Origin of the sequence: Asanoa ferruginea (assembly GCF_003387075.1) — a bacterium.
In the GTDB taxonomy this organism is placed as follows: Bacteria; Actinomycetota; Actinomycetes; order Mycobacteriales; family Micromonosporaceae; genus Asanoa; species Asanoa ferruginea.
The window spans coordinates 8,319,237-8,343,497 of the sequence record NZ_QUMQ01000001.1 but is presented as its reverse complement, the minus strand read 5'-3'; the positions used below and the strand labels follow the sequence as shown (position 1 = coordinate 8,343,497).

Here is a 24,261-nt window from a genome sequence, read left to right as displayed (position 1 = left end):
GCCGCCGCCGTGCCGGTTCCGTCACAACAGATCGGCCGCCATCGCTGTCGTGACGGCAGCCGTGCGGTCGTTGACGCCCAGCTTCGCGAACGTACGCAACAGATGGGTCTTCACCGTCGCCTCGCTGATGTGCAGCGACGTCGCGATCTCGGCGTTGGACAGCCCACGGGCGACCAGCCGCAGCACCTCGGCCTCCCGGGCGGACAGGCCGGCGAGCCGCGGCTGCCGCACCCGGTGCAGCAACCGGGTCGCCACCGACGGGCTCAGCACCGTCTCGCCGCGGGCCGCCGCCCGCACCGCGGCCAGCAGGTCGGCGCGGGAGGCGTCCTTCAGCAGGTAGCCGGCCGCACCGGCCTCGACGGCGCGCAGGATGTCGCCGTCGGTCTCATAGGTGGTCAGCACGACGACGCGGGTGGCCGGCAGTTCGTCCAGGATGCGGGCCGTCGCACCGACCCCGTCGAGCCCGGGCAGCCGCAGGTCCATCAGCACCACCGACGGGCGCAACGCCCGGGCGGCCGTCAGCGCCTCGGGCCCGGACGCGGCCTCGCCGACCACGGCGAGGTCGGGTTCGCCGGCCAGCAGGCCGCGCACGCCCGCCCGGACCACCGGATGGTCGTCGACCAGCAGCACCGTGATCATGCCGGCACCTCGACCCGCACCGACGTGCCGGCACCCGGCGCGGAGGTCACCGTCAGCGTGCCACCGACCTGGGCGACCCGCGCGCGCATGCCGGCCAGCCCGTAACCGGCCGGGACGGCCGCCGGGTCGAAGCCGGGACCGGCGTCGCACACCGACAGGGTGACGGCCGCGGCACCGTAGTCGAGCAACACGTCGCCCGCCGCGGCGGCGTGCTTGCGCGCGTTGGTCAGCGCCTCCTGCGCGGCCCGCAACAACACCACGTCGACACCGGTCGACAATGGACGGACGGTGCCGCGGACCGCGGTCGACGGTGCCAGGCGGCGGATCGCGTCGACCAGCGAGCGGCCGTCGAGCAGCGCCGGCGTCAGGGCCGCGACCAGCGCACGGGCCTCGTCGAGGTTGTCGCGCGCCGTGTCGAGCGCCAGCGTCAGGTGCCCGTCGGCGCGCGCCGGGTCGGGCTCGGCCCGGGCCGCCTGGATCAGCAGCACCACGCTGGACAGGCCCTGCGCGATGGTGTCGTGGATGTCGCCGGCCAGCCGCTGCCGCTCGGCGAGCGTGCTGAGCCGGGCGACCTCCGCGCGGGACGCGTCGAGCGCGCGGATCAGCTCGGCCCGCTCCTGGCTCTGCTCGAGGATTCGCTGCGACCAGGTGCCGAAGATCGTCGACATGACTACGATCACCACCGCGGTCGGCAGCAGGTCGCCGAGCAGGATCGACAGGTCACCGTCACGGATCCAGAAGACCACCAGGTGTGCGCCGGTGAACGCGATCGTGGGAAGAACGGCGGCGGGGGACGGCAGCACCATGAAGCACTGTGGACAGAGGGCGAACAGCGCGAACGAGGCCCCGCTGACCAACCAGACCGCCGCCGCGTAGCAGGCGAACGTCAGGACCAGGTAGGTCACGCCCCGCCAGCCGGTCTCCTCGTCGCGCATGAACCGCCGGCCGATCAGCACGTAGAGGAGCGCGATCGCGACCAGGAGGCCGGCGGCGCCGAGCCCGGCGGACCGAGATTGCGCGCTGCGCAGCACGAACGCGATCACGCCGAGCCCGACGACCGCGTAGTAGGCGTCGAACCAGTGGAACCGGGTCACCCACGCCGAGCTCAGCGCGTCTGCCGGCCGCGCCAGCGGAACGTGGTCAGGCATAGCACCAGTCCTCCGATGCACCAGGCGGCGAGCACGAGAGCGGTGCGCCCATGCTCCCACGACGGCACGACCTCGTAGGGAAGGATCGTGTCCGGCAGGAACGCCGAGCGGAAGCCCTGCGCCATCCACTTGAGCGGAAAGAGCGAGCCGCCCTGGATCACCCAGTGCGGCAGCGCGCCGACCGGCGAGAAGTAGATGCCGGAGACGAAACACAGCACGACGTAGGGCAGGTTCAGCACCGCGGCCGCGCTGCGCGACGAGCGCGCGAGCGTGCTGGCGACGACCCCGAGCAGCGCGCAGGCGACCGTGCCGAGCAGGAACACCCAGCCGAACGTCAGCCAGCGCGCCGGATCCCGCGGCAGGTCGACGGAGAACAGCCCGACACCGATCGCGACCAGCACCAGGACCTCGGCCAAGGTCACGGCCACGACCAACAGGATCTTTCCGATGAGGTACGCCAGCGGCGGCATCGGCAGCCCGCGGAGGCGCTTGAGCGTGCCGTCGTCGCGGTCGGTCGCGATCCCGATGCCGAGGTTGACGAACGTCGTCGACGCCACCCCGGCCGCGATCATGCTGGGCACCAGGTATTGGGCGGGGGTCACCGTACTGCCGTCGTAGACGCCGCTGAACAGCGAGCCGAGCAGCGTGAGCAGCACCGCCGGCAGCGCGAAGGTGAACACCACGGCGTCGCGCTCCCGCCAGAACTGGCGCAGTTCGACGCCGGCCCGGGCCGCGCCGAGGGCCAGGGTGCTCATCGGTCGGCTCCGATCAGGTCGAGGTAGACGTCTTCCAGCGACGGCCGGGTGATCTCCAGTCCCGGCACGGCACCGCTGTAGACCGCGGTGAGCCGGGCGACCAGCGCCGCCGGGTCGGCGGTCCGTTCCCGGCCGTCGCGCCAGGTGACCGTGGCGAGGTCGCGCGCGCCGAGCGTGGCCGGATCGCCCTCGGCGAGCACCCGGCCGGCGTCGATCACGGTGACCCGGTCGGCCAGCGCCGCCGCCTCGTCGAGATAGTGGGTGGTGAGCAGGATCGTGGTGTCCAGCCCGCGCACCGTCGACCAGAACTGCCGCCGCGCGACCGGGTCGAAGCCGGTCGTCGGCTCGTCGAGGAACAGCAGCCGGGGCCGGCCGACGATGCCGAGCGCGACGTCGAGCCGCCGCCGCTGCCCGCCGGAGAGGCGCCGCACCCGGCTGTCGCGTTTCTCGGCGAGCCCGACCAGGTCAAGGGTCTCGTCGAGCGACCGCGGCCGCGGGAAGTAGCGGGCGACGTGCCGGATCGTCTCGGCCACGGTCAACTCGGCGGCGTCGGCGGTCTCCTGAAGCACGATCCCGATCTCCCGCCGCCAGGCGATGCCGGCGCGCGCCGGGTCGACGCCGAGCACCGAGACCGAGCCGCCGTCGCGCGACCGGTGCCCTTCCAGGATCTCCACCGTGGTGGTCTTGCCGGCGCCGTTGGGCCCGAGCAGGGCCCGCACCTCACCGTGCGCGATGTCCAGGTCGAGCCCGTCGACCGCCGTCGTGTCGCGATAGGACTTGCGCAGCCCTCGTACCCGTACCGCGTCGTCTGTCATGTCTTGATGGTTCGCCGCGCGGCGGGTCGCGCGGGACGACCGGGCGACGGACCGGGGCTGTCAACCGGTCGACGGACAGGCGAGCCGGTGGGCCAGGCGGGGGCTCTCGGACCCGCCCGACCCACCGGTGCCGTAAGGCGTACCCCGGACGCCCGGGTTTATGCGGACGCGACCGGTGCCAGCACGTGCAGCAGCAGCGCGGTCAGCGCCGCGAGACCGTCTTCGCTGAGCACCGACTCCGGATGGAACTGCACGCCGGCGAAGCGTGGGCCGCGCAAGGCGTGCACCGCGCCGTCCGTGGAGCGGGCCACCTCGACCGGGCCGTAGGGAGTGGACAGTGCGTCGGCCGGCGCGGTCGGCGTGAACGTCGAGTAGAAACCCACCCGGGCCGGGGTGCCGAACAGGTCGATCTCCTTCTGCACACCCTGGTAGGGCGAGCGCCGCCGGTGCATCCCGAGCCCGAGCACCGACGAGAGGATCTGGTGGCCGAGGCAGACGCCCAGCAGCGGGCGGCCGTCGACCAGCCGCGCGGTGGCCACGGCCCGCATCGCCGCCATCTTCGGCGAGGCCGGGTCGGTCGGGTCGCCGGGGCCGGGACCGGCGATCACCAGGTCGGCGTCGCCCCAGGCCGGCGCGGTCCAGGGGAGCACCGACACCCGCAGGCCGAGCGCGCGCAGTTGGTGGGCGAGCATGCCGGTGAAGGTGTCCTCCGCGTCGACCACCACCACCCGGCGGCCGGCCAGCGCCGGCACGACCAGGGCATCGGGTGCCGGGCGGGCGTCGAGCCAGAAGCGCGCGAGGTGGTCGTTGCGGGCGGCCAGGGCGGCCAGCACCCGCTCGTCGTCGACGCGGGAGACCGGCTTGGGCCGGTCGCCCGAGCCGGGCACCAGGCCGAGCGCGCTGAGGATCCCGGCCGCCTTGGCGTGCGTCTCGGCGACCTCGCCGGCGGTGGTGGAGTGCCGCACCAGGGTCGCGCCGACCGGCACCCGCAGCGCGCCGTCGGCGGTGATCTCCGCCGCGCGGATCAGGATCGGCGCGTCCAGCGTCTGCCGCCCCTCGGCGTCGTGCCCGAGCAGCGCCAGCACCCCGGCGTAGTAGCGCCGGCCGCGCCGCTCGTGCCGGGCGATCACCCGGCACGCGTTCTCGATCGGGCTCCCGGTCACGGTCGGCGCGAACATCGTCTCGCGCAGCACGTCGCGCACGTCGCGGGTGCACCGGCCGGCGAGCAGATACTCGGTATGCGTGAGATGCGCCATCTCCTTGAGATAGGGCCCGACCACCTGGCCGCCGGTCTCCGCGACGGTGGCCATCATCTTGAGCTCCTCGTCGAGCACCATGTAGAGCTCGTCGATCTCCTTCGGGTCGGCGAGGAACTCCAACAGGTCGACGCCCGAGCCGTGCCGGTGGGTCCCGGAGATCGGGTTCATCATCACCAGCCCGTCCTCGACCGAGACGTGCCGCTCCGGCGAGGCGCCGACAATCGTCCGCGCGCCGGTGTGCACGACGAACGTCCAGTAGGCGCCCCGCTCGTCGAGCAGCAGCCGGCGGTAGGCGGCCAGCGCCGCGGCCACCGGGGAGCCGTCGACCTGGGCGGTGTGCGCGCGGTGGATCACGAAGTTGGCGCCCTCCCCGCGGCCGATCTCGTCGGCGAGCACCCGGGACACGGTCGCCGCGTAGTCGTCGTCGCTGACGTCGAAGCCACGGGGGCCTCGGGTGCGGACCGGCGCGTCCGGCAGGGCCGCGACGGCGTCCGCCAGCGGCACGCGGTCGTGCGTCTCGATCGACAGGAACTCCAGGGGTACGCCGTCGTCGACGGCGTCGAAGCCGCGCTCGGCGACCTGCCGGTAGGGCACCACGGCCAGCGCCGGGATCGGGAGCTCGGCGAGCGTGGCGACGGACCGGACCGGCCCGGCGTAGACGTCGACGTGGTCGGCGCCCTCGCGGCGGATCAGGGCGAACGGGGCGGAAAGATCGAGCAGCATGCGGTTTCCTCGGGCTCTGGGCGGGTGCCGTCGAGCGGAAACCGGATGAGCGGGCCGCCTCGAGGGCGGCCGCGTCGATGGTTACGCGCGGAAGTGGGCCGCCGGGTCGGCGGGCCACCACATGCTCAATCGCGCGTGCATGGCCAGGAAGCTACCCGCTGCGCGCCGGGTTCGGAAGAGGCCGCGCGGGGTACCGTGGCGGGCGATGAACGTTCTAGCCCTTGACCTGGGCACCTCTTCGGTGCGCGCGATGGTCTTCGACGACCGGGTTCGGGCCCGCCCGGAGGCGCTGGCCCGGCGCGGGTTCGACCTGTCGATCGCCGCCGACGACAGCGGCACCGCGACGCTGGACGCCGACGAATACCTGGCCGCCCTGATCGCCTGCATCGACGAGCTGGCCAAGGCCGGCCACCTCGACGACATCGGCCTGGTCGCCGCTTCGGCACAGTGGCACTCGGTGCTGCCGATCGACGCCGCCGGCCGCCCGCTCAGCCCGGTGATCACCTGGCTCGACACCCGGCCGGCGCCACCCGACGGCGCCACCGGCCCGCTCGACCCGGAGGCCTTCCACCAGCGCACCGGGGCCTGGTGGCACCGGTTCTACTGGACCGTCAAGCTGCCCTGGCTGCGCGGCTCCGGGCTGGCCCCGGCCCGCTACACCGGCCTGGTCGAATACATCCTCACCGAGTTGCTCGGCGCGGCGCCGATGTCGGTGTCGCAGGCCTCCGGCACCGGGATGCTCGACCTGGCGACGATGGAGTGGGACCCCGAGGCGCTCGACATCGCCGGCGTTTCCACCAGCCACCTGCCGGAGTTGGCCCCGCTCGGCTGGCAGGGCCGGCTCTGCGCCGAATACGCCCGCCGCTGGCCGCAGCTCGCCGGCGCGCTCTGGTCACCGGCGATCGGCGACGGCGCGGCGTCCAACATCGGTTCGGGCTGTGTCGACGAGAGCCGGGCCGCGGTCACCGTCGGCACCTCGGCCGCGGTCCGCCTGGTCCAGCCCGCGCCGCGCGGCGCCGCCCTGCCGCCGCTGCCGCACCGGCTCTGGCGCTACCGGGTCGACGACCACCGGGTGGTGACCGGGGCCGCCTACTCGGCCGGCGGCAACCTCTTCGCCTGGGCCCGGCGCGAGCTGCGGCTGCCGGATGGGCCCGAGCTCGAGCAGAAGCTCGCGGGCATCACACCCTTTTCCGGGGTACGCGCCGACCCGCGGCTGGGCGGCGACCGGCCACCGGGCACGGCTCCGGCCGGCTCCGGCGAGCTGCGCCACCTCGGCTTCGGCACCACCGCGGTCGAGATGTTCGCCGGGCTGATGGAAGGCGTCTGCACGATGGTGCACGCCGACCTCCAGGTCATCGAGTCCACCGTCGACCACCCGGTCGCGGTCACCCTCGGGGGTGGCGCGATCGCCGCCTCACCGTGGTGGCGGCGGGCGTTCGAGTCGACCCTCGCGCCGCGCGAGGTGGCACACGTCGACGACCCGGAGGTGGGCTGCTCCGGCGCCGCGCTGGTCGCCCTCGGCCGGGCGGACCAGACTCCCGGGTGACTCGACCGCGCCACGATCACTCTGCGAGGATGGCTCAACCGGACGGACGAGGCACCTGCGCCGGACGGGCGGCTGCTCCCTCCACCTCGCGTTCAGCGTGACCACACTGGGCGGTTGCCCGCGTGCGCGGCGCTGCCACGCCTGGTTGGATGAACGGGTTTCCCGGTGTGGCCGGCGCCGGGGCGACTAGGAGGAATGGGTGGCAGGAGCGACCGGGCAGCCGAACGGCGCCGTGCCGCACCATCGCCGGCCGCAGGGCGATGTGCGGGTGTCGCCGCATCGCCGGAACAACCGCTACCGCCTGCGCGACTGGCGCATCCGCACCAAGCTGACCGCCGTCCTCATCGTCCCGTCGCTGGCGTTCCTGCTGCTCGCCGGCTTCCAGGCGCGCGCCCTGTTCACCCAGGCCAACACGCTGGGCCAGTTCTCCGCCGAAGTGGGCGTCGCCGACGAGATCGGCGGCCTCGTCGACGCCGTCCAGCAGGAGCGTGACCGCACCGCCGGCGAGTTGGCCGCACCGGGCGACGCGACCGGCCGTCCCGACTTCGGCCGGCTCACCAACGTGCTGCGCCCCTATGAAGACGCTGTCGACGCCGCCGCGACGAAGTTCCGCGCCGCGGCCGACCCCACCGTCGGCGGCGATGTCTCCTGGCAGGTCGCCTACGGCCGCACGGTCGAGCTGATCGACCAGTTGCCGACGCTGCGCACCGCGGCCACCGGCAGCGCGACGCCGCAGACCGTGTTCGACACCTACACCCGGCTGGTCGACGCGTTGCTCACGCTGCTGGCCGAGCCGTCGCCGGGCGCCGACCATCCCGAGCTCTCCCAGGCGGTGCTGCGCTCGGTGCAGCTCGCCCGGGTCAAGGAGCTGGGCTCCAAGGTCCGGGCCCGGATCTTCGCCGCGGCGGTGGCCGGCGGCTACGGCCCCGACGACCTGGTGACCCTCTCCGACCTGCGCGCCCAACAGCTCGCGGCGCTGGCCGACTTCCGGCTCGCGGCCACGCCCGATCAGGTCACGCTCTACGACGACACCTCCGCCCTGCCGCAGTTCGTCGAGGCCACCCGGCTCGAGGAGCAGACCTTCGGCACAGCTCGGGCGCCACAGGTGCTGGGCGCCGAGGAATGGTGGGCGGCCAGCCAGAACCGGGCCGAGCAACTGCGCAAGGTGGAGCAGCGGGTCGCGGCCGACGCCGACCGGGCCGCCCGCGACCGCAGCAACACCCAGCTGCGCGACAGCCTGCTGGTCGCCGGCGGCATCCTGCTGGTCCTGGTGATCGCGGTGCTGACGTCGATCGTGGTCGGCCGGTCGATCGCGCGCTCGCTGCGCACCCTGCGCACGCACGCCCTCCAGGTCGCCCAGGTGCAGCTGCCCGACGCGCTCGAACGGTTGCGGGCGATGGGCCCCACCGTGCCCCGGATCGACGTCTGGCCCACGCCGGTCCGGTCGATCGACGAGATCGGCGAGGTGGCCGAGGCGTTCGTCGCCGTGCACCACAGCGCCATCGCGGTCGGCGTCGAGCAGGCCACCATGCGGCGCACCGTCAACGCGATGTTCGTCAACCTGGCGCGGCGCAGCCAGGTGCTGGTCGAGCGGCAGCTCGAGCTGCTCGACGAGCTGGAGCGCGAGGAGAGCGACCCGGAGCAGCTCGACAACCTCTTCAAGCTCGACCATCTCGCGGCCCGCATGCGCCGCAACGACGACAGCCTGCTGGTGCTCGCGGGCATCGAGTCGTCGCGGCGGTGGAGCGACCCGGTCGCGCTGCCCGCCGTCGTGCTCGCCGCGGTCGCCGAGATCGAGTCCTACCCGCGGGTCCGGCACGACGCGATCGACCCGGTGTACGTGCTCGGGCACGCCGTCGGCGACCTGGTGCACCTGCTGGCCGAACTGCTGGAGAACGCCACCGTGTTCTCGCCGCCGACGACCACGGTGCACGTGTTCGCGCACGGCGGCGCCCGGGTCGGAACGGTCATCGAGATCGCCGACGACGGTCTGGGCATGTCGGAGGCGGGCCTGCGGGAGGCCAACGACACGCTCGCCGCGCCGCCGACGGCCGACGTCGCGGCGTCGGAGCGGATGGGCCTGTTCGTGGTCAGCCACCTCGCGGCCCGGCACGGCATCCGGGTCGAGTTGCGGTCCGGCCGCAGCGGGGGCGTGATCGCCCTGGTCCGGTTGCCGGCAAACCTCCTCGCGCACGAGCACGCCGAGCTGCCCTACCGGCCGGCCCGGCCGATGCTGGCCGCGGTCGCGGCGGTCTCGGGCGCGGCGCCGTCGCTCCAGCCGGCGCCGCGGGCCGGTGGTCCGCTGATGCCAGGCGCCGCGGTCGGCGCCCTCACGATGTCCACGCCGGGCGCCGGCATGCCGGCCGTCGCCGCGCCCGTGGTCGGCGTGCCCGCGGTCGCCGCACCGGCGATCCCGCTGCCGATCGAGCCCAGCCCGGCCCGGCCCTACCCGGCACCGGCCTCGGGTGTGCCCGCGCCGGCGGTGCCGGCACCCGCCGTGCCGGCGCCGGCTGTCCCCCCGCCGGCCGTCCCCGACGGCGAGGTTTCCTGGTTCACCAGCACGGGCGCGCCGGCGCCCGTCGCGGCAACCGTGGGCGCCCCGCCCGCGACACCGGTGACCGGGGGAGTGGGCCCTGCCGGCCTGCCCCTGCGGGTCCCGATGGCTCAGCTCCCGGGCGGCAACGGTGCCGCGCCGGTTGCCGCTCCCCGCGTCGACGCCGACCCCGACGCGGTGAGCAGCCTCCTCAACCGGTTCTACGGCGGCGTCCGGCGCGCCGAGGCCGAGGATCCGCACGACCAGACGAGCGCGCCGCAGTGGCGCGGAGAACGGGAGCAACGATGACGACGCTCAGCCGCGAGGCACGCGACCTGAGCTGGCTGGTCAGCGGCTTCGCCCAGCGGGTCCCGGGCGTCTCGCACGCGATCGTGGTGTCCTCCGACGGCCTGCTGATCGCGGTATCCGACCACCTGCCGCGAGACCACGCCGACAAGCTGGCCGCCGTCACCTCGGGCGTCATGAGCATCACCAGCGGCGCGGCCCAGATGTTCGACAACGACTACGTGAAGCAGACGGTCGTCGAGATGGGCCGCGGCTATTTCCTGGTGATGCACATCCGCGACGGCTCGATCCTGGCCACCCTCGCCGGTTCCGACGCCGACATCGGTGTGGTCGGCTACGAGATGGCGCGGCTGGCCAAGCAGGCCGGGGAGATGCTCACCCCGGCACTGCGGGCCGAACTCCAGCAGGCACTCCCGCGTTAGACGGTGTTCTCGCGGATTACCCCTTCATACCAGCGGGCGCTGCGCTTGGGGATGCGGCGCTGCGTCGGGTAGTCCACGTAGACCAGTCCCCAGCGCTGCTCGTACCCCTCGGCCCATTCGAAGTTGTCCATCAGTGACCACACGTGGTAGCTCTCCAGCGGCACGCCGGCCTCGATCGCGCGGTGTGCCGCCGCGAAGTGGTCGCGCAGGAACTCGACCCGGCCCGGGTCGTCGACCGCGCCGTCGGAGCCCAACTCGTCCGGGCAGGGCAGGCCGTTCTCCGTGATGGTCAGCGGGACCCGGCCGTAGTCGCGGGTGATCCGGGTCAGCATGTCGAAGAGCCCGTCCGGGAAGATCTGCTGCCAACTCGCCTCCGAGGTCGGCCAGCGCACTTCGGTGTCGCCGCCGCCGGTGACGTAGTAGGGCGTGTAGTACTGCACGGCGAGCAGGTCGACCGGCGCCGAGATGATGTCGAGGTCACCGTCGCGGATGCCGCGCACCATCCGGCTCTCCGGCCCGAGGTCGTCGAGCACGTCCTGCGGGTAGGCGCCCTTGAAGATCGAGTCGAGGTAGAGGCGGTTCTCGTAGCCGTCGTAGAGCCGGGTCGCGGTGGCGGTCTCGGCGCTGTCGTCGACCGGGTAGCAGGGGTGCAGGTTGAGCGCCGGCCCGATCCGCGCGTCGGTGGTTGACCGCAGCGCCTGGACCGCGAGCCCGTGCGCGAGTTGCAGGTGGTGCGCGACCAGGTAGGCGGCGGACGGGTCGCGCAGCCCCGGCGCGTGGTGGCCGCCGAGGTAGCCGTTCTGCACCACGGTCTTCGGCTCGTTGATGGTCAGCCAGTCGGGCACCGCGGCACCGAGGGCCTCGAACACCGCCGCGGCGTAGTCGGCGAACCGGTAGGCGACGTCACGGTTCTCCCAGCCGCCGAGGTCTTGCAGCGCCTGCGGCAGGTCCCAGTGGAACAGCGTCGCCATCGGCTCGATGTCGCGGTCCCGCAGGCCGTCGACCAGCCGGCGGTAGAAGTCGAGCCCGCGCTGGTTGGCCTTGCCGGTGCCGTCGGCCTGCACCCGCGGCCAGGAGATGCTGAACCGGTAGGTGCGCAGGCCCAGGTCCTTCATCAGGTCGAGGTCGCTGGCCCAGCGGTGGTAGTGGTCGGCCGCGACGTCGCCGGTGTCGCCGTTGCGGGTGCGGCCGGGCGTGTGACTGAACGTGTCCCAGATGGACGCGCCGCGGCCGTCTTCCTTGGCGGCACCTTCTATCTGGTACGCGGACGTCGCGGCGCCCCAGCGGAAGCCGTCCGGGAAGCGCAGCCCGAGCCGGCGTTCCGGGTTCGGATCGGCGTCGGGTGAGTCCGGGTCGCAGGCGGCGGCGAGCAGGGACGCCGCTGAGATGGCGGACGCGGCGGCCGGTCTCGCTGCTGCCGACAGGGACGCTCGTGCGGCGGTCGCGGCGGTGGCCGAGAGCGCGGCCCGGCGCAGCAGGCGCCGTCGGGTCAGCACGGTCATGTCGCAGGTCTCCTCGGGGTGGGATCTGGGAGCGCTCCCAAGATCGTACAGCCGAACTCTTTGTTCTGGAAGTGGCGTGCAAAACAGACGGCCGACCGGTTGGGCGTCGCCGCCTGTCCTGTCGACCGATTCATGCCCGTAACAATCGAGGGCTAGCGTTGGGGGCGGGGAGGGCAACCCCACCCCCAACCTCAGTTACATACACGCACGGCGGTTGGCACCAGAGTGCGTGTCGCGCGGGAGCCGGGCCACGCGAGTGGCGGTGGTTCCACCTCCTCTCGAGGGGGGAGAGCGGAGACCGGCGACGGAGTCCGGGCTGGCCCGTCGCCGGCCTACTCTGACGTTCATCAATGGAAGCGCTCCCATCGACGTTGGTCAGACTGTAGCTGTCGGCGCGCGGGTCGGAAACCCCCCGGACATGATCGAAACTTTCGGTTTACGCCAGGTGAAAGCCCGAGTTCCGGCGCTTGGCCTCATACATCGCCTCGTCCGCGTCGCGCAGCAGGGTCTCGAATGGCTTGTCGGGGCTGGCCGCGATCCCGACGCTGGCCGATGGCCGCAACGTCCGGCCGGCGATCCGCGCCCGCTTGGCCACTTCACCCATGATCCGGTGTGCGGCGGCCACCGCGTCCGCCGTCGAGGCGTTGGCCAGCAACACGCTGAACTCGTCGCCGCCCAGCCGGGCGACCAGATCGTCGGGCCGCACGCAGCGCTGGAGCCGGTTCGCGACGACCTTGAGCAGGTCGTCGCCGGCGTGGTGGCCGTAGGTGTCGTTGACCGTCTTGAACTCGTTGAGGTCGAGCAGGAGCACGGCGCGGCCCTGGCTGTCGCGAGCGCCGAGGCTCTTGGCCCACTCATCGAACGCCGCCCGGTTGGGCAACCCGGTCAGGTGGTCGTGGCGGGCCGCGTAGCGCAGGCGCGCTTCCTGCCGGCCCAGCTCGGCGACGGTCTCGTCGAGCCCGCGCACCAGGCGCGCGTTCTCCATGAACACCAGGTGCTGCCGGGCCATCACCAGCCCCGTCACGATCACCGTGCCGGCCAGTGCACCCCAGGCGCGCTGGGTCAGCCCGCTGGTCGCCAGCTCGACGATCAGCACGACCTGTGGCGCCGCCACCGCTACAAACGGCAGCCCGGCCATGGCCCGATGGGTGCGGTCCCGGGGAGCCGGGTTGCGGAGCTGTTCGAACCGCGCCCCGGCCACCAGCAGCAGCGCCGGAACCATCCGGCCCACCAGCACCGCGCGGACGTCCGGCACGTTCTGGAGCTGCGCGTTGACCACGTGGCCGATGCCGAAGAGCACGATCGCCATGATCAGCGTCAGCCCGGCGAGCCGGCGCACCGGCGCCGACCGGGCATAGATGAAGCGCACCAGTGCCAGCGCGGCCACCAGCAGGATCGCGGCGCCAGTCATCGTCCAGACCAGCTGACCCGGTCGGTGCGCGTCGCCGCGGCCGATCAGCGTCACGATCCAGACCGCGAACGCCGCGCCTATCAGCACGATCGACATGTCGAGCCAGAGCCGCTTCCGCACGCGGCCGCCGGATCGCCACGGGCGGGCCAACAGGAATGCCAACAAAACGCCGGCGCCCGCGGTGAGCAGGATCGTCGGCACGGTCGCGAGTCCGCCCACCGTGGCGGGGTGATTCGCCGAGATCGCGGTGCGCAGCACCGCACCGGCCGTGAAGATCAGCCCGGCCACCGCGGCGGCGTCCCAGAACCGCTGCGCGACGGTGTCCTGGTCCCGCCGCTGGGCGAGCTGCCAGGACAGGGCCGCGAAGGTCACTTCGAGCACCGCCTGGGCCACCCAGGCGGTGACGCCCGGGTCGGGTGCGACGGCGACCAGGATCGCGGCAACCCCGAAGACGAGGAGCGCGGCACCCAGGATGCGATCCACTCGTCAGGCCGCCGACTCGGGGTGCAGGTAGAAACCGGAGTTGCGGCGCTTGGCCTCGTACATCGCCTCGTCGGCGTCGCGCAGCAGCGCCTCGAACGGCTTGGTCCCGCTCGCCGCGATGCCGACGCTCGCCGACGGCCGCAGGGTCTGGCCGTGCAGCCGCACCGGATGGGCCAGCGCGCCGAGGATGCGGTGGGCGGCCGCGACCGCGTCGTCGGACGTGGCGTCGGCGAGCAGCACGCTGAACTCGTCGCCGCCCAGCCGGGCCACCGTGTCACCGGGTCGCACGCTGCGTCTCAGCCGCGTCGCGGTGAGCTTGAGCAGGTCGTCGCCGGCGTGGTGGCCGTAGGTGTCGTTGACCATCTTGAACTCGTTGAGGTCGAGCAGCAGCACGGCCCGCCCCCGCCCGGCATCGCTGCCGGCCAGGTGCTGGGCGTGGTGGTCGAAGAAGGCCCGATTGGCCAGGCCCGTGAGATGGTCGTGGTTGGCCGCGTGGCGCAGCTTCTCCTCCTGCCGGCCCAGGGCCTCGACGCTCTCGTCCAGGCGCCGCACCAGCCGGTCGTTCTCCATCAGCACCACGCTCTGCCGCGCGGCGACCACGGCGGTGAGCACCGCCGAGCCGACGACGGTGCCCCAGCTCATCAGGTTGAGCCCGCTGAGTGGCAACTGGATCAGCAGCATGATCTGCACCGCGGCCACCGCCAGGAACGGCAGCCGCACGGTCACCCGCGTCCGCCTGGGCGGGTCGACCGTGCGGGTCAGCTTTCCGTATCGCCGCTCGACGCACGGCGCGATCACCAGGACCAACGCCGGCACCACCCGCAACACGTAGCTGCCCCGCGAGTCGGCGTTGGCGAGTTGCGGGTTGAGCGCGTGCTCGACGCCGAAGAGCGCGATCGCGATGGTCAGGATCACCCCGGTGGCGCGGGTGAACGGCGCCTCCTTGGTCATCAGCAGCCGGACGACCGCGAACGCCGACACAATCATGATCACCGAGCCGATCAGCGTGAAGGCGAGCTCGCCGGCGTCGCTGGCGCTCTCGCTGCCGGTCAGGGTGATGCTCCAGACGAAGACCGAGGCCGCCACCAGCACGGTGGTGGCGTCGAGCCACAGGCGTAACCGCTCCCGGCCGATCATGTCGGGTGGTCGGGACAGCAGGAAGAACAGCAGCACCAGGGAGCCGGCCACGACCAGCAGCGTCGGCGCGGTGCGGTTGACGTCGGGTTGGCCGGGCTCGATGCCGAACTGGACCGCGCGCACGACCCCGCCGGCGGTCTTGAGCGTGCCGGCGATGGCGGCGGCGGCCCAGAACCGCCGGCAGAGCGGATCCTGACCCGGGCGGCGCCACAGCCGCCACGACAGGTAGGCGAAGGTGCCCTCGAGCACCGCCTGCGTCGACCACGACGTGATCGCCGGGTCTGGACCCAGCCCGATCAGGAGCGCCGCGACGGCGAAGGTGATGAGCACCCCGCTCAGGACGCGGTCCATCGACCCATCGAACCACGCGGGCCACGCAGCGTAGGCGGTTCGCGCCGGGCGGTGCACTCCGGCTTGCTCGCGGGAGCGCTCCCATGCAAGACTGTCGATCCTAGGGAGCCGACCTTCGCGCACGCGTCCCGGGCAGGACGCGTGGCCCACCCCTGCTTTTCGCGAGGAGACAACGCTTCCATGAAAATTCGCCTCAGAGGGCCCAGACGCGCCCTGGCGATGTTCGCCGCCGGCACGCTGGTCGCCGCGGCGGTCGCCATCCCGGCCGGTCCCGCCCAAGCGGCCGTCGCGTGCGACGTGGTCTACGCGACCAGCGACTGGCCCGGCGGCTTCACCGCCAACCTCACCATCAAAAACCTCGGCGACCCGATCAACGGCTGGACCCTCGGCTTCACGTTCCCCGGCAGCCAGCGGGTCACCCAGGGCTGGTCGGCCACCTGGACCCAGAGCGGCAACCAGGTCACCGCGGCCAGCATGCCCTGGAACGGCAGCCTGCCCACCGGTGGCTCGACCGGCATCGGCTTCAACGGCAGTTGGAGCGGCAGCAACCCGAAGCCGACCTCGTTCACCGTCAACGGCACGACCTGCGGCGGGACGCCCGCACAGCAGCCGCCGACGGTGGATCTGACCGTCCCGTCCGGACCGTTCGAGGCGCCGGCCGACGTCGCGCTCAGCGCCACCGCCGGCGACCCGGACGGCACCGTCAGCAAGGTCGAGTTCTACCGCAACGGGATGCTGGTCAACACCGACACCACGTCGCCGTACGGCTACACGCTCGAGGACCTGCCCGCCGGGTCCTACACCGTGCAGGCCAAGGCCTACGACAACGCCAACCTGACCGCCACCGACGAGGCCAGTTTCACCGTCACCCAGGCCAGCGGGCCGGTGCTGCGGGCCAACCCGTCGTCGGTCTCGGTCGCCGAAGGCGGCACCTCGTCGACCCGGTTGACGCTCAGCGCCGCCCCCTCGTCGGCGGTCACGGTGGCACTGGCCCGCACCGGCGACACCGACGTCTCGGTCAGCCCGACCAGCGTCACGCTGAACAGCTCCAACTGGAGCACGGGCGTGCCGGTGACGATCACCGCGGCGGAGGACACCGACACCGTGGGCGGCTCGGCGACGGTCACCGCGACCGCCTCCGGGTACGCGCCGGTGGCGATCACCGTTACCGAGATCGACAACGACGGCGGCACCGGCGACAACGTCTACATCGAGCGGTTCCTGGACCAGTACGGGAAGATCAAGAACTCCGGCTACTTCAGTCCGGAGGGCGTCCCGTACCACTCGATCGAGACGTTGATCGTCGAAGCTCCCGACTACGGTCACGAGACCACCTCGGAGGCGTTCAGCTTCTGGATCTGGCTCGAGGCACAGTACGGGCGGGTGACCGAGAACTGGGCGCCGTTCAACAACGCCTGGACGGTGATGGAGAAATACATCATCCCGTCGCACAACGACCAGCCGACCGCCGGCGTCAACGGGACTCCGCAGTATGCCGCCGAGTTCAACCTGCCCAGCCAGTACCCGTCGGCCCTACAGCCGAACGTGCCGGTCGGTCAGGACCCGTTGCGCTCCGAGTTGCAGTCGACCTACGGCACCGGCGACATCTACGGCATGCACTGGCTGATCGACGTCGACAACACCTACGGCTTCGGCCGGTGCGGCGACGGGACCACCCGGCCCGCCTACATCAACACCTTCCAGCGCGGCCCCCAGGAGTCGGTGTGGGAGACCGTGCCGCAGCCCTCGTGTGAGACGTTCGCCTTCGGTGGCCCCAACGGCTTCCTGGACATCTCGATCAAGGACAGCGGCACGCCGGCGAAGCAGTGGAAATACACCAACGCGCCGGACGCCGACGCGCGGGCGATCGAGGCCGCCTACTGGGCGCTGACCTGGGCGACCGAGCAGGGCAAGGCCGCCGACGTGTCGGCCACCGTGGCCAAGGCCGCGAAGATGGGCGACTACCTGCGCTACGCGATGTTCGACAAGTACTTCAAGAAGATCGGCAACTGCGTCGGCGCGTCGACCTGCCCGGCCGGCTCCGGCAAGGACTCGGCGCACTACCTGCTCTCCTGGTATTACGCCTGGGGCGGCGCGACCGACCCGAACGCGGGCTGGTCGTGGCGGATCGGCTCCAGCCACAACCACTTCGGCTATCAGAACCCGATGACCGCGTGGGCGCTGACCAACGTCAACGAGCTCAAGCCGCGCTCGGCGTCGGCGGTCTCCGACTGGCAGAAGAGCTTCGACCGGCAACTCGAGTTCTACCAGTGGCTCCAGTCGGCCGAGGGCGGCATCGCCGGCGGCGCGACCAACAGCTGGGACGGCTCCTACGCCCAGCCGCCGTCGGGCACGCCGACGTTCTACGGCATGTACTACGACGTCGACCCCGTCTACCACGACCCGCCGTCGAACCAGTGGTTCGGCATGCAGGCCTGGTCGATGGAGCGGATCGCGGAGCTCTACTACGCGACCGGCAACGCGAAGGCCAAGGCGCTGCTCGACAAGTGGGTGCCGTGGGCGCTCGCGAACACCACGATCGGCGCCGGCGGTGCCTTCGAGATCCCGTCCGACATGAGCTGGAGCGGCGCGCCGACGACCTGGAACCCCTCGTCGCCGGCGACCAACACCGGCCTGCACGTGACGGTCACCAAGAAGGGCCGTGACGTGGGCGTCGCCGCCGCGTACGCGCGGACGCTGATGTACTACGCCGCCAAGTCCGGCAACGCGGCGGCGAAGACCGGGGCCAAGGGCCTGATCGACGCGTTGTACGCGAACCGGGACGCTCGTGGTGTCGTCACGACCGAGACCCGCGAGGACTACAACCGGTTCGACGACGTCTACAACGCCAGCACGGGCCAGGGCCTCTACCTGCCGCCGGGCTGGACGGGTGACATGCCCAACGGCGACGCGATCGCACCGGGCAAGACGTTCACCGACATCCGGTCGTTCTACAAGCGGGACCCGGACTGGGCCAAGGTTCAGTCCTACCTGGACGGTGGTGCGGCACCGAGCTTCACCTACCACCGATTCTGGGCGCAGTCCGACATCGCGATGGCGTACGCCGACTATGGCCATCTATTCCCGAATGGTTGATCGACCCCGCTATCCATAAGGGGCAGGACGGAGTATCGTTCTGCGCGGAGAGGCCGCTTCCCCCGTGGCGGCCTCTCCACCTTTATCGCACGCGAAAGCCCGGGCCACCCGCCCGGGCTTTCGCGTCTGTTGTGCTCGTGCCCTAGGCCGCGCGGCTCTCGGCCACGCCTACGGCCATGCCCTGCATCATCGTGCCCGCGGCCCAGGTGTAGGCCCGCACCCACGCACCCTCGACCTCCGGCGTGAACGCGTCGCCCGCATACTCGCGCAGCGTCGCGAGCAGGCAGCCGGCTACCGCCGTGAAGTGCTCGGGTTGCACGCCCCAGCCGGCGTGCTTCTCGCCCAGCGCCAGCAGCGTCGGGCGCAGCGCTTCGGGGGTCTCGTAGTGGGTCACCAGCGCGACGATCGCGCCCAGGAGCTTGTCCTCCTGCGGCTTCATGTCCGCGGGGAACATGGGCCGGACGGCGGGATACTCCGCGAAGAGCCGCTCGTAGAACGACGCGATGAGCGCGTCGGCGCGGTCGGCTACGACCTCGAGGCTGGCTTGCAGGAGCTTGGCGTCGGCCTGATTGCTGGAGCTGGTCTCCTCGGTCATTTAGGGTCCTCCCCGGCTTGTGGGCCGTGAGCGCCTGGAGGGGTTCCTGAGGCGCCTTCGTCACTCAGAGCGTAGGGATCAGCACAGCACGTCACAAGACTCACGTGAATATGGCACAGATAGCGACAACTGCCGATTGCAACATGCGGCCAGTTGTGGTAAGCCAGGTCGCCAATGGCCGGTTGGCGGCGAGCCACCTGGCGATTCGTTTTCGCCCCGGTCAGTCCCGATGTGGCCAGGCGGAGGCGGCGACGACCACGCCGTAGAGCAGATGGTCGGCCAGGAGAGCGGCTTCTTCCTCGGGCTTCCACCGGTGGGCCTGCGGCAGCCCGAGGAGCGGCGCGATGCCGACCTCGAAGGCGGTCCAGAACAGCGCGCCGTAGATCAACCCGGCCAGCGGGCGCCGGCGTACCTTCCTCGGCAGCAGTCCGAAGGCAGCACCACCCAACGTGCCGTACGTCCAGTGGACGGCCTCGACGATGACTGGGCGGCGCTCCTCGGGGATCCGGTCGAAGATCCCGGGCAGCGTGGCTTCCACGATCGCCTCGGGTGGGGTGTCGGCGACCAGTTCGAGGGTCGTGGTCACCCGGCGCAGGCCCGACATCGCCATGGCGGCGACCAGCCCGCGCGCGGCGCCGCTGATCACGCTGCTTGTGGTCATGTGGGGTGGGTACCCGCGTCCCGCCCGAACACGCGCCGAGGATGCGACCCAGTTCACGCGCCAGCGGCATACCCGGGGGAATATGCTTAGTACAGCTAATGAAGTGGGGAGTGCGATGGCAATCCAGGCCCGGCCCGGCGGCCGGATCCCGCACAAGTGGTCGGTGCTGTCCAACACGACGCTCGGCATGCTGATGGCGACGGTCAACGCGTCGATCCTGATCATCTCGCTGCCGGCGATCTTCCGCGGCATCCACCTCGACCCGCTCGCGCCCGGCAACGTCAGCTACCTGCTCTGGATGCTGATGGGCTACCTGCTGGTGACCGCCGTACTGGTGGTGTCACTAGGGCGGCTGGGCGACATGTTCGGCCGGGTGAAGATCTACAACGCCGGCTTCGCCGTCTTCGCCTTCGCCTCGGTCGCGTGCCTGCTCACTCCCGGTTCGGGCCGCATGGCCGCGCTCTGGCTGATCGGCTGGCGGATCGTGCAGGGCGTCGGCGGCGCGATGCTGATGGCCAACTCGACCGCGATCATCACCGACACGTTCCCGGCCCGGCAACGCGGCACGGCCCTGGGCGTCAACCAGGTCGCGGGCCTGGCCGGCAGCTTCGTCGGCCTGGTCCTCGGCGGCCTGTTGTCGGCCTGGCACTGGCGCTCGATCTTCGGCGTCAGCGCACTGGTCGGCGTGATCGGCGCGGTCTGGGCCTACCGGAACTTGCGCGAGACGGTGGTACGCCGCTCTGGGGTGAAGATCGACTGGTGGGGCAATGCCACGCTGGCGGTCGGCCTGACGGTCCTGCTGGCGGCGCTGACCTACGGCATCCAGCCTTACGGCGACCACGTCGAAGGCTGGGCGAACCCCTTGGTCTTCGGCGGCCTGATCGCGGGCGCGGCGCTGCTGGTCGCGTTCTGCGTCATCGAGACCCGAGTGGCCCAACCCATGTTCCACCTACGCCTATTCAAGATCCAGGCCTTCTGGGCAGGCAACTCGGCCGCGCTGTTCAACGCTATCGCCCGCGGCGGCCTCCAGTTCATGCTGATCATCTGGCTACAGGGCATCTGGCTGCCGCTGCGCGGCTACGACTTCGAGGACACCCCACTCTGGGCCGGCATCTACCTGGTCCCACTGACCATCGGCTTCATCGTGGCCGGTCCGCTCAGTGGATACCTCTCGGACCGCTACGGCGCGAAGCTGTTGGCCACCGGTGGCCTGGTGGTGATGGCACTTACCTTCGTCGGCCTACTGCTGATCCCGGTCAACTTCAGCTACCCCTTGTTCGCGATCCTGCTGTTCTTCAACGGCGCGGGCTCGGGCCTGTTCTCGGCCCCGAACACGACGGCGGTGATGAACGCGGTGCCGGCGGGGGAGCGAGGCGTCGCCTCGGGCATCCGGGCCACGTTCCAGAACGCCGGCATGGTGTTGTCCATCGGCCTGTTCTTCTCGCTGCTGATCGCGGGCCTGTCGTCGTCGCTCCCGTCCGCGCTGCACAGCGGTCTGACCGCCCAGGGCGTGCCGGCGTCCGCGGTGTCGTCGGTGGTGGCGGTCCCGCCGGTGTCGCTGATGTTCGCGGCCTTCCTGGGCACCAACCCGATCGGATCGCTGCTGGACCAGGCGGGCGTGACCGGCCAGGTCCCACCGTCGACCCTGGCCCACCTGACCGACCGCACGTTCCTGCCGGGCCTGCTGAGCGGCCCCTTCCACGACGGCCTGCTGGTGGTCTTCATCCTGGCGGCCGCTCTGGCCGCGGCCGGCGCGGTCGTCTCCCTGTTCCGCGGCGGTGTCTACATCCACGAAGACGCCACCGCCCCAGCCACCGCTGCCCCGTCCCCGACCAACGGGCGCGGTTCGCGCCCGACCGGCACCCCATCGGGGCTGCCAGCCGGTGACGGGGCAGCGGCTATCACTTCGGCAGCGACCGACACCAGCACGGCCGGGGCAGGCAACGGCAGTGCCGGCGGCGCCGCGGCTAATCCCCCGGCAACGACCGGCACCAGCACGGCCGGGGGAGGCAACGGCAGTGCCGGCGGCGCCGACGATGCGCCAGGCGGCGACGACCGCCCGGCCCGCGGCCGGCCGGTGCGGCGGTGGACGCGCCGGGGGTGATCGGCTTACTCGCCGGGCGCGAAGCAGTTCCATGCAACCACTTGTTCGCGCAGGTCATCGCTCCGACCCGCTCTGCCCTCCGGAGACTTTGCTCTGCACCCCTGTAGGCAGCACCTCTAACCGTTAGATGTTGCCTACAGGGGTGCAGAGCAAGAGGGGCCAGGCGCTTCGCAGGCCGGTCAGTCGAGAGAGATCTAGGTAGATTCTGGTCGCCAGAGGAGCAAGATTTTTCCTAGATCTCCACGGGAACCGGACCGATGCGGCGCGTCGCGCGAGGCGCGCCGGGCTGGCGGGAGGTCGGCTTGGGGTGTGGGGCCCTGACCTCGGCCCGCGGTCGCTCCTCGGGGATCCCTCTCGACCCTTTGTCACAAGGTCAGCGCAACGAGCCGTAGCGGGGCGCGGTCCTTTGTGCGAACCAGCCATGATCATGTGCGTCGCATCAGCAATGTGGGCGCTCTTGAGCATGATCATGTGTGCTGGATCGGCAATAGCGACGGCGTGTCATGCTGATCCGGCACACACGATCATGATCGGACGGCAACGCCGAACAGGTGGAACGCAAACGATCAACGATCAGGGCGCGACACCGGGAGCAACGACCGGGTTAGCGCGCCGATCGACGGCCTACACGGGGAGCTGACCGCGCCGCCGGTCGGTTGATCGCCGAGTCGGCGACCACGTTCGCCGTGGAGTCGGTCAGCGCGCCGATCGACGGCCTATGCGAGGAGTTGACCGGGCCGCCGATTGGTTGGTCGCCGAGTCGGCGAACGCGTTCGCCGTGGAGTCGGTCTGCGCGCCGATCGGCGGCCTACACGAGGAGCTGACCGGGCCGCCGGTCGGTTGGTCGCCGAGTCGGCGAACACATTCGCCGTGAAGTCGGTCAGCATCCGCGGGCTACCGCCGCGACTACCGGTCAGGCGGTCGATGAAACCCGGGTGATCAGTTTGCGCATCGAGGTGAGCCAGCGGTCCGGGTCTTCGGCCTTGCGCTGCTGGTAGGTGGCCACCTCGGGATGCGGCAGGATCAGGAAGCGCTCCGCAGCCAGACCGGCAACCACCGCCTCCGCGACCTGCTCCGCGGTCAGCACCTCGCCGGCCGCGGCCGTGACCAGGGCACCGGCATGACCCTGCGTCAGGCCGTGCTCCAGCATCGGGGTGGCCACGCCCTGCGGGCAGAGGGCGCTGACCTTGATGCCGCGGTCGCCGTAGGTCATTGACAGCCACTCGGCGAAGCCGACCGCCGCGTGTTTGGTCACCGCATACGGCGCGTCGCCCACCGCGGTCAGCAGGCCGGCCGCCGAACACGTCTGGAGCAAATAGCCGGCGCCGCGGTCGAGCATCGACGGGAGCACGGCCCGCGCGGCGACCACGTGTGCGTGCACGTTGATCGACCAGGCCCGTTGCCAGGCGTCGTCGGTGGTGTCGAGGCCTGTGCCGGTGGTGATGCCGGCGTTCGAGCAGAACAGGTCGACCGGGCCGAACGACTCGTGTGCGGCCTCGACCAGGGCCTCGACCTGGGCCGGGTCGGTCACGTCGCAGTGGATCGCGCGGGTCCGGACGCCGTCGATCGAGCGGGACAGTGACTCGACCGCTGGCGCGTCGAGGTCGGCCAGCAGCATGCCGGCCACGCCCGCGTCGGAGAAGCGTCGGGCCATCGCGGCGCCGATGCCGCCGGCCGCGCCGGTTATCACGACGACTTTGCCACCCAGGTCCATCCGGTCAGCCTCTCTCCACGCTGGACGGTGCGGCCAGCTCGCCGATCAACGTGATCAGTGCCTCGACCCCGCCGGCGGTGAGGTCCGGGGTGGGCAACGGGGCCATCATGGGCGTGGTGACGCCGGCTTCGACGTACGCCATGATCTGCTCTTTGCACTGGTGTGGTGTGCCGTGGATGACCAGCGCGTCGACGAGTTCGTCGGGCACGGCGGCCAGCGCGCCGCGGCGGTCGCCGGCCGCCCACGCCGTCCAGACCGGCTCCAGCAGGTCCGCGTTGCCGAGCCAGCGGTGGAACTCGGCGTACGCGGGGACGGTCAGGTAGCTCGTGATCATCCGGCGGCCGAGGGCGCGGGCGTGGTCGGCGTCGTCGGTCGGGCACATGAAGATGCGGGCCGCGATGTCGAAGCCTTCCGGGCGGTCGCCCAACGCCGCGAGCACCTTCGGGACGTCGGTGGCGGCCAGCCAGTTGAGGATCGTGCCGTCAGCCTCGGCGGCGGCCAGCCGGAGCATCGCCGGGCGCAGGGCGGCCAGCAGGATCGGCGGTGGGGTCGCCGGCGGGCGTTCGAGGCGGAAGCGGCGGACCGCGAACGTGTCGAACTCGCGGTCGACCGTCTCGCCGGCCAGCGCGGCCCGCAGGAACCGCAGCATGTCGTGGCTGCGCTTGAACGGCTCGGTGAACGGCACCGCGTTCCAGTCGCCGACGACGACCGGTGACGAGGCGCCGATGCCCAGCACGAACCGGCCCGGCGCGGTCTCCGCCAGCGCGCCGGCCGTCATCGCCAGCAGGCCCGGGCCGCGGGTGAACACCGGCGCGACCGCCGTGCCGAGCCGCATCCGGGGCGTGGCGATCGCGCCGATGGTCAACGGGGTGAAGGCGTCGGTGCCGGCGACCTCGGAGGTCCACAGGTCGGTGAAGCCGGCATCATGCAACAAGGCGTAGAGCCGACCGTGGTCGGCCAACGGGATCCCGCTGAAAGGGACCGTCATTCCCCAACGGTGGCTCACGTCTGAAGAACCTACCGGTTACGCGGCCATCGGTCGCGTGCTGTTTCTCATCGTC

17 protein-coding genes are annotated in these 24,261 nt (G+C 71.6%); 5 read left to right on the top strand and 12 right to left on the bottom strand.

Annotated features, from left to right (window positions below; translation table 11 throughout):
* Positions 1 to 21 precede the first annotated feature (21 nt).
* The 5 genes from DFJ67_RS38830 to DFJ67_RS38810 all read right to left on the bottom strand — a co-directional run bounded on the left by DFJ67_RS38830 (position 22) and on the right by DFJ67_RS38810 (position 5,339).
* Positions 22 to 639 carry a response regulator gene (locus tag DFJ67_RS38830; protein WP_116074224.1) on the bottom strand — a complete coding sequence of 206 codons (618 nt, stop codon included), beginning with the start codon at positions 637 to 639 and terminating at the stop codon, positions 22 to 24.
* Entirely contained in the window at positions 636 to 1,787 is a 1,152-nt protein-coding gene (locus DFJ67_RS38825) for a sensor histidine kinase (RefSeq protein WP_116074223.1), read from the bottom strand. Before DFJ67_RS38825 ends, DFJ67_RS38830 begins: the two co-directional genes overlap by 4 nt.
* Positions 1,745 to 2,542 (bottom strand): ABC transporter permease, encoded by a 798-nt coding sequence (locus DFJ67_RS38820; RefSeq protein ID WP_116074222.1) that lies wholly within the window; start codon positions 2,540 to 2,542, stop codon positions 1,745 to 1,747. Before DFJ67_RS38820 ends, DFJ67_RS38825 begins: the two co-directional genes overlap by 43 nt.
* Entirely contained in the window at positions 2,539 to 3,357 is an 819-nt protein-coding gene (locus DFJ67_RS38815) for an ABC transporter ATP-binding protein (RefSeq protein WP_116074220.1), read from the bottom strand. The genes DFJ67_RS38820 and DFJ67_RS38815 overlap by 4 nt, the downstream gene beginning before the upstream one ends.
* 158 nt (positions 3,358 to 3,515) lie before the next feature.
* Positions 3,516 to 5,339: an anthranilate synthase family protein gene (locus DFJ67_RS38810; protein ID WP_116074218.1), complete on the bottom strand. Its 1,824-nt coding sequence runs from the start codon at positions 5,337 to 5,339 to the stop codon at positions 3,516 to 3,518.
* A 205-nt stretch (positions 5,340 to 5,544) separates the two neighbouring features.
* Between DFJ67_RS38810 and DFJ67_RS38805 the strand changes: the two genes are divergently transcribed.
* From DFJ67_RS38805 to DFJ67_RS38795, 3 genes are all read left to right on the top strand, one after another.
* Positions 5,545 to 6,885 (top strand): FGGY family carbohydrate kinase, encoded by a 1,341-nt coding sequence (locus DFJ67_RS38805; protein WP_116074216.1) that lies wholly within the window; start codon positions 5,545 to 5,547, stop codon positions 6,883 to 6,885.
* A 199-nt stretch (positions 6,886 to 7,084) separates the two neighbouring features.
* The gene (locus DFJ67_RS38800) at positions 7,085 to 9,727 is read left to right on the top strand and encodes a sensor histidine kinase (RefSeq protein WP_116074214.1); all 2,643 of its coding nucleotides are present in this window, start codon (positions 7,085 to 7,087) and stop codon (positions 9,725 to 9,727) included.
* The gene (locus tag DFJ67_RS38795) at positions 9,724 to 10,146 is read left to right on the top strand and encodes a roadblock/LC7 domain-containing protein (protein ID WP_116074212.1); all 423 of its coding nucleotides are present in this window, start codon (positions 9,724 to 9,726) and stop codon (positions 10,144 to 10,146) included. Before DFJ67_RS38800 ends, DFJ67_RS38795 begins: the two co-directional genes overlap by 4 nt.
* Here DFJ67_RS38795 and DFJ67_RS38790 read toward each other — a convergent pair.
* The 3 genes from DFJ67_RS38790 to DFJ67_RS43525 form a co-directional block, all read right to left on the bottom strand.
* Positions 10,143 to 11,648 carry a GH1 family beta-glucosidase gene (locus DFJ67_RS38790; RefSeq protein ID WP_116074210.1) on the bottom strand — a complete coding sequence of 502 codons (1,506 nt, stop codon included), beginning with the start codon at positions 11,646 to 11,648 and terminating at the stop codon, positions 10,143 to 10,145. The two genes, DFJ67_RS38795 and DFJ67_RS38790, sit on opposite strands and share 4 nt — an antisense overlap.
* A 436-nt stretch (positions 11,649 to 12,084) precedes the next feature.
* On the bottom strand, positions 12,085 to 13,542 hold the full coding sequence (locus DFJ67_RS38785; RefSeq protein ID WP_116074208.1) for a GGDEF domain-containing protein: 1,458 nt from the start codon (positions 13,540 to 13,542) through the stop codon (positions 12,085 to 12,087).
* A gap of 3 nt (positions 13,543 to 13,545) precedes the next feature.
* The gene (locus DFJ67_RS43525; RefSeq protein WP_116074206.1) at positions 13,546 to 15,030 is read right to left on the bottom strand and encodes a GGDEF domain-containing protein; all 1,485 of its coding nucleotides are present in this window, start codon (positions 15,028 to 15,030) and stop codon (positions 13,546 to 13,548) included.
* Between the two features lie 180 nt (positions 15,031 to 15,210).
* On the opposite strand from DFJ67_RS43525, the gene DFJ67_RS38775 reads away from it, so the two are divergent.
* Positions 15,211 to 18,126 carry a glycoside hydrolase family 48 protein gene (locus DFJ67_RS38775; protein WP_409362932.1) on the top strand — a complete coding sequence of 972 codons (2,916 nt, stop codon included), beginning with the start codon at positions 15,211 to 15,213 and terminating at the stop codon, positions 18,124 to 18,126.
* 142 nt (positions 18,127 to 18,268) lie between these two features.
* Here DFJ67_RS38775 and DFJ67_RS38770 read toward each other — a convergent pair whose 3' ends face one another.
* Positions 18,269 to 18,721, bottom strand: a complete 453-nt coding sequence (locus DFJ67_RS38770) for a globin domain-containing protein (RefSeq protein WP_116074201.1) — start codon at positions 18,719 to 18,721, stop codon at positions 18,269 to 18,271.
* Between the two features lie 220 nt (positions 18,722 to 18,941).
* Positions 18,942 to 19,382: a hypothetical protein gene (locus DFJ67_RS38765; protein ID WP_116074199.1), complete on the bottom strand. Its 441-nt coding sequence runs from the start codon at positions 19,380 to 19,382 to the stop codon at positions 18,942 to 18,944.
* A 115-nt stretch (positions 19,383 to 19,497) separates the two neighbouring features.
* Between DFJ67_RS38765 and DFJ67_RS38760 the strand changes: the two genes are divergently transcribed.
* On the top strand, positions 19,498 to 21,486 hold the full coding sequence (locus DFJ67_RS38760; protein ID WP_203783667.1) for an MFS transporter: 1,989 nt from the start codon (positions 19,498 to 19,500) through the stop codon (positions 21,484 to 21,486).
* Positions 21,487 to 22,399: 913 nt separating this feature from the next.
* Here the strand turns inward: DFJ67_RS38760 and DFJ67_RS38755 are convergent.
* Both DFJ67_RS38755 and DFJ67_RS38750 read right to left on the bottom strand, forming a co-directional pair.
* Positions 22,400 to 23,200, bottom strand: coding sequence for an SDR family oxidoreductase (locus DFJ67_RS38755; protein ID WP_116074195.1), 801 nt, complete (start codon positions 23,198 to 23,200; stop codon positions 22,400 to 22,402).
* Between the two features lie 4 nt (positions 23,201 to 23,204).
* Entirely contained in the window at positions 23,205 to 24,188 is a 984-nt protein-coding gene (locus DFJ67_RS38750) for an LLM class F420-dependent oxidoreductase (protein ID WP_116074193.1), read from the bottom strand.
* Between the last annotated feature and the right edge of the window lie 73 nt (positions 24,189 to 24,261).

Bases quoted from the DNA above. Each gene is read 5' to 3' on its own strand.
- DFJ67_RS38820 (WP_116074222.1), bottom strand. From the start codon at position 2,542: ATGAGCACCCTGGCCCTCGGCGCGGCCCGGGCCGGCGTCGAACTGCGC.
- DFJ67_RS38770 (WP_116074201.1), bottom strand. From the start codon at position 18,721: ATGACCGAGGAGACCAGCTCCAGCAATCAGGCCGACGCCAAGCTCCTG.
- DFJ67_RS38760 (WP_203783667.1), top strand. From the start codon at position 19,498: ATGGCAATCCAGGCCCGGCCCGGCGGCCGGATCCCGCACAAGTGGTCG.
- DFJ67_RS38790 (WP_116074210.1), bottom strand. From the start codon at position 11,648: ATGACCGTGCTGACCCGACGGCGCCTGCTGCGCCGGGCCGCGCTCTCG.
- DFJ67_RS38755 (WP_116074195.1), bottom strand. From the start codon at position 23,200: ATGGACCTGGGTGGCAAAGTCGTCGTGATAACCGGCGCGGCCGGCGGC.
- DFJ67_RS38795 (WP_116074212.1), top strand. From the start codon at position 9,724: ATGACGACGCTCAGCCGCGAGGCACGCGACCTGAGCTGGCTGGTCAGC.
- DFJ67_RS38815 (WP_116074220.1), bottom strand. From the start codon at position 3,357: ATGACAGACGACGCGGTACGGGTACGAGGGCTGCGCAAGTCCTATCGC.
- DFJ67_RS38810 (WP_116074218.1), bottom strand. From the start codon at position 5,339: ATGCTGCTCGATCTTTCCGCCCCGTTCGCCCTGATCCGCCGCGAGGGC.
- DFJ67_RS38805 (WP_116074216.1), top strand. From the start codon at position 5,545: ATGAACGTTCTAGCCCTTGACCTGGGCACCTCTTCGGTGCGCGCGATG.
- DFJ67_RS38775 (WP_409362932.1), top strand. From the start codon at position 15,211: ATGAAAATTCGCCTCAGAGGGCCCAGACGCGCCCTGGCGATGTTCGCC.
- DFJ67_RS38830 (WP_116074224.1), bottom strand. From the start codon at position 639: ATGATCACGGTGCTGCTGGTCGACGACCATCCGGTGGTCCGGGCGGGC.
- DFJ67_RS38750 (WP_116074193.1), bottom strand. From the start codon at position 24,188: ATGACGGTCCCTTTCAGCGGGATCCCGTTGGCCGACCACGGTCGGCTC.
- DFJ67_RS38825 (WP_116074223.1), bottom strand. From the start codon at position 1,787: ATGCCTGACCACGTTCCGCTGGCGCGGCCGGCAGACGCGCTGAGCTCG.
- DFJ67_RS38765 (WP_116074199.1), bottom strand. From the start codon at position 19,382: ATGACCACAAGCAGCGTGATCAGCGGCGCCGCGCGCGGGCTGGTCGCC.
- DFJ67_RS43525 (WP_116074206.1), bottom strand. From the start codon at position 15,030: ATGGACCGCGTCCTGAGCGGGGTGCTCATCACCTTCGCCGTCGCGGCG.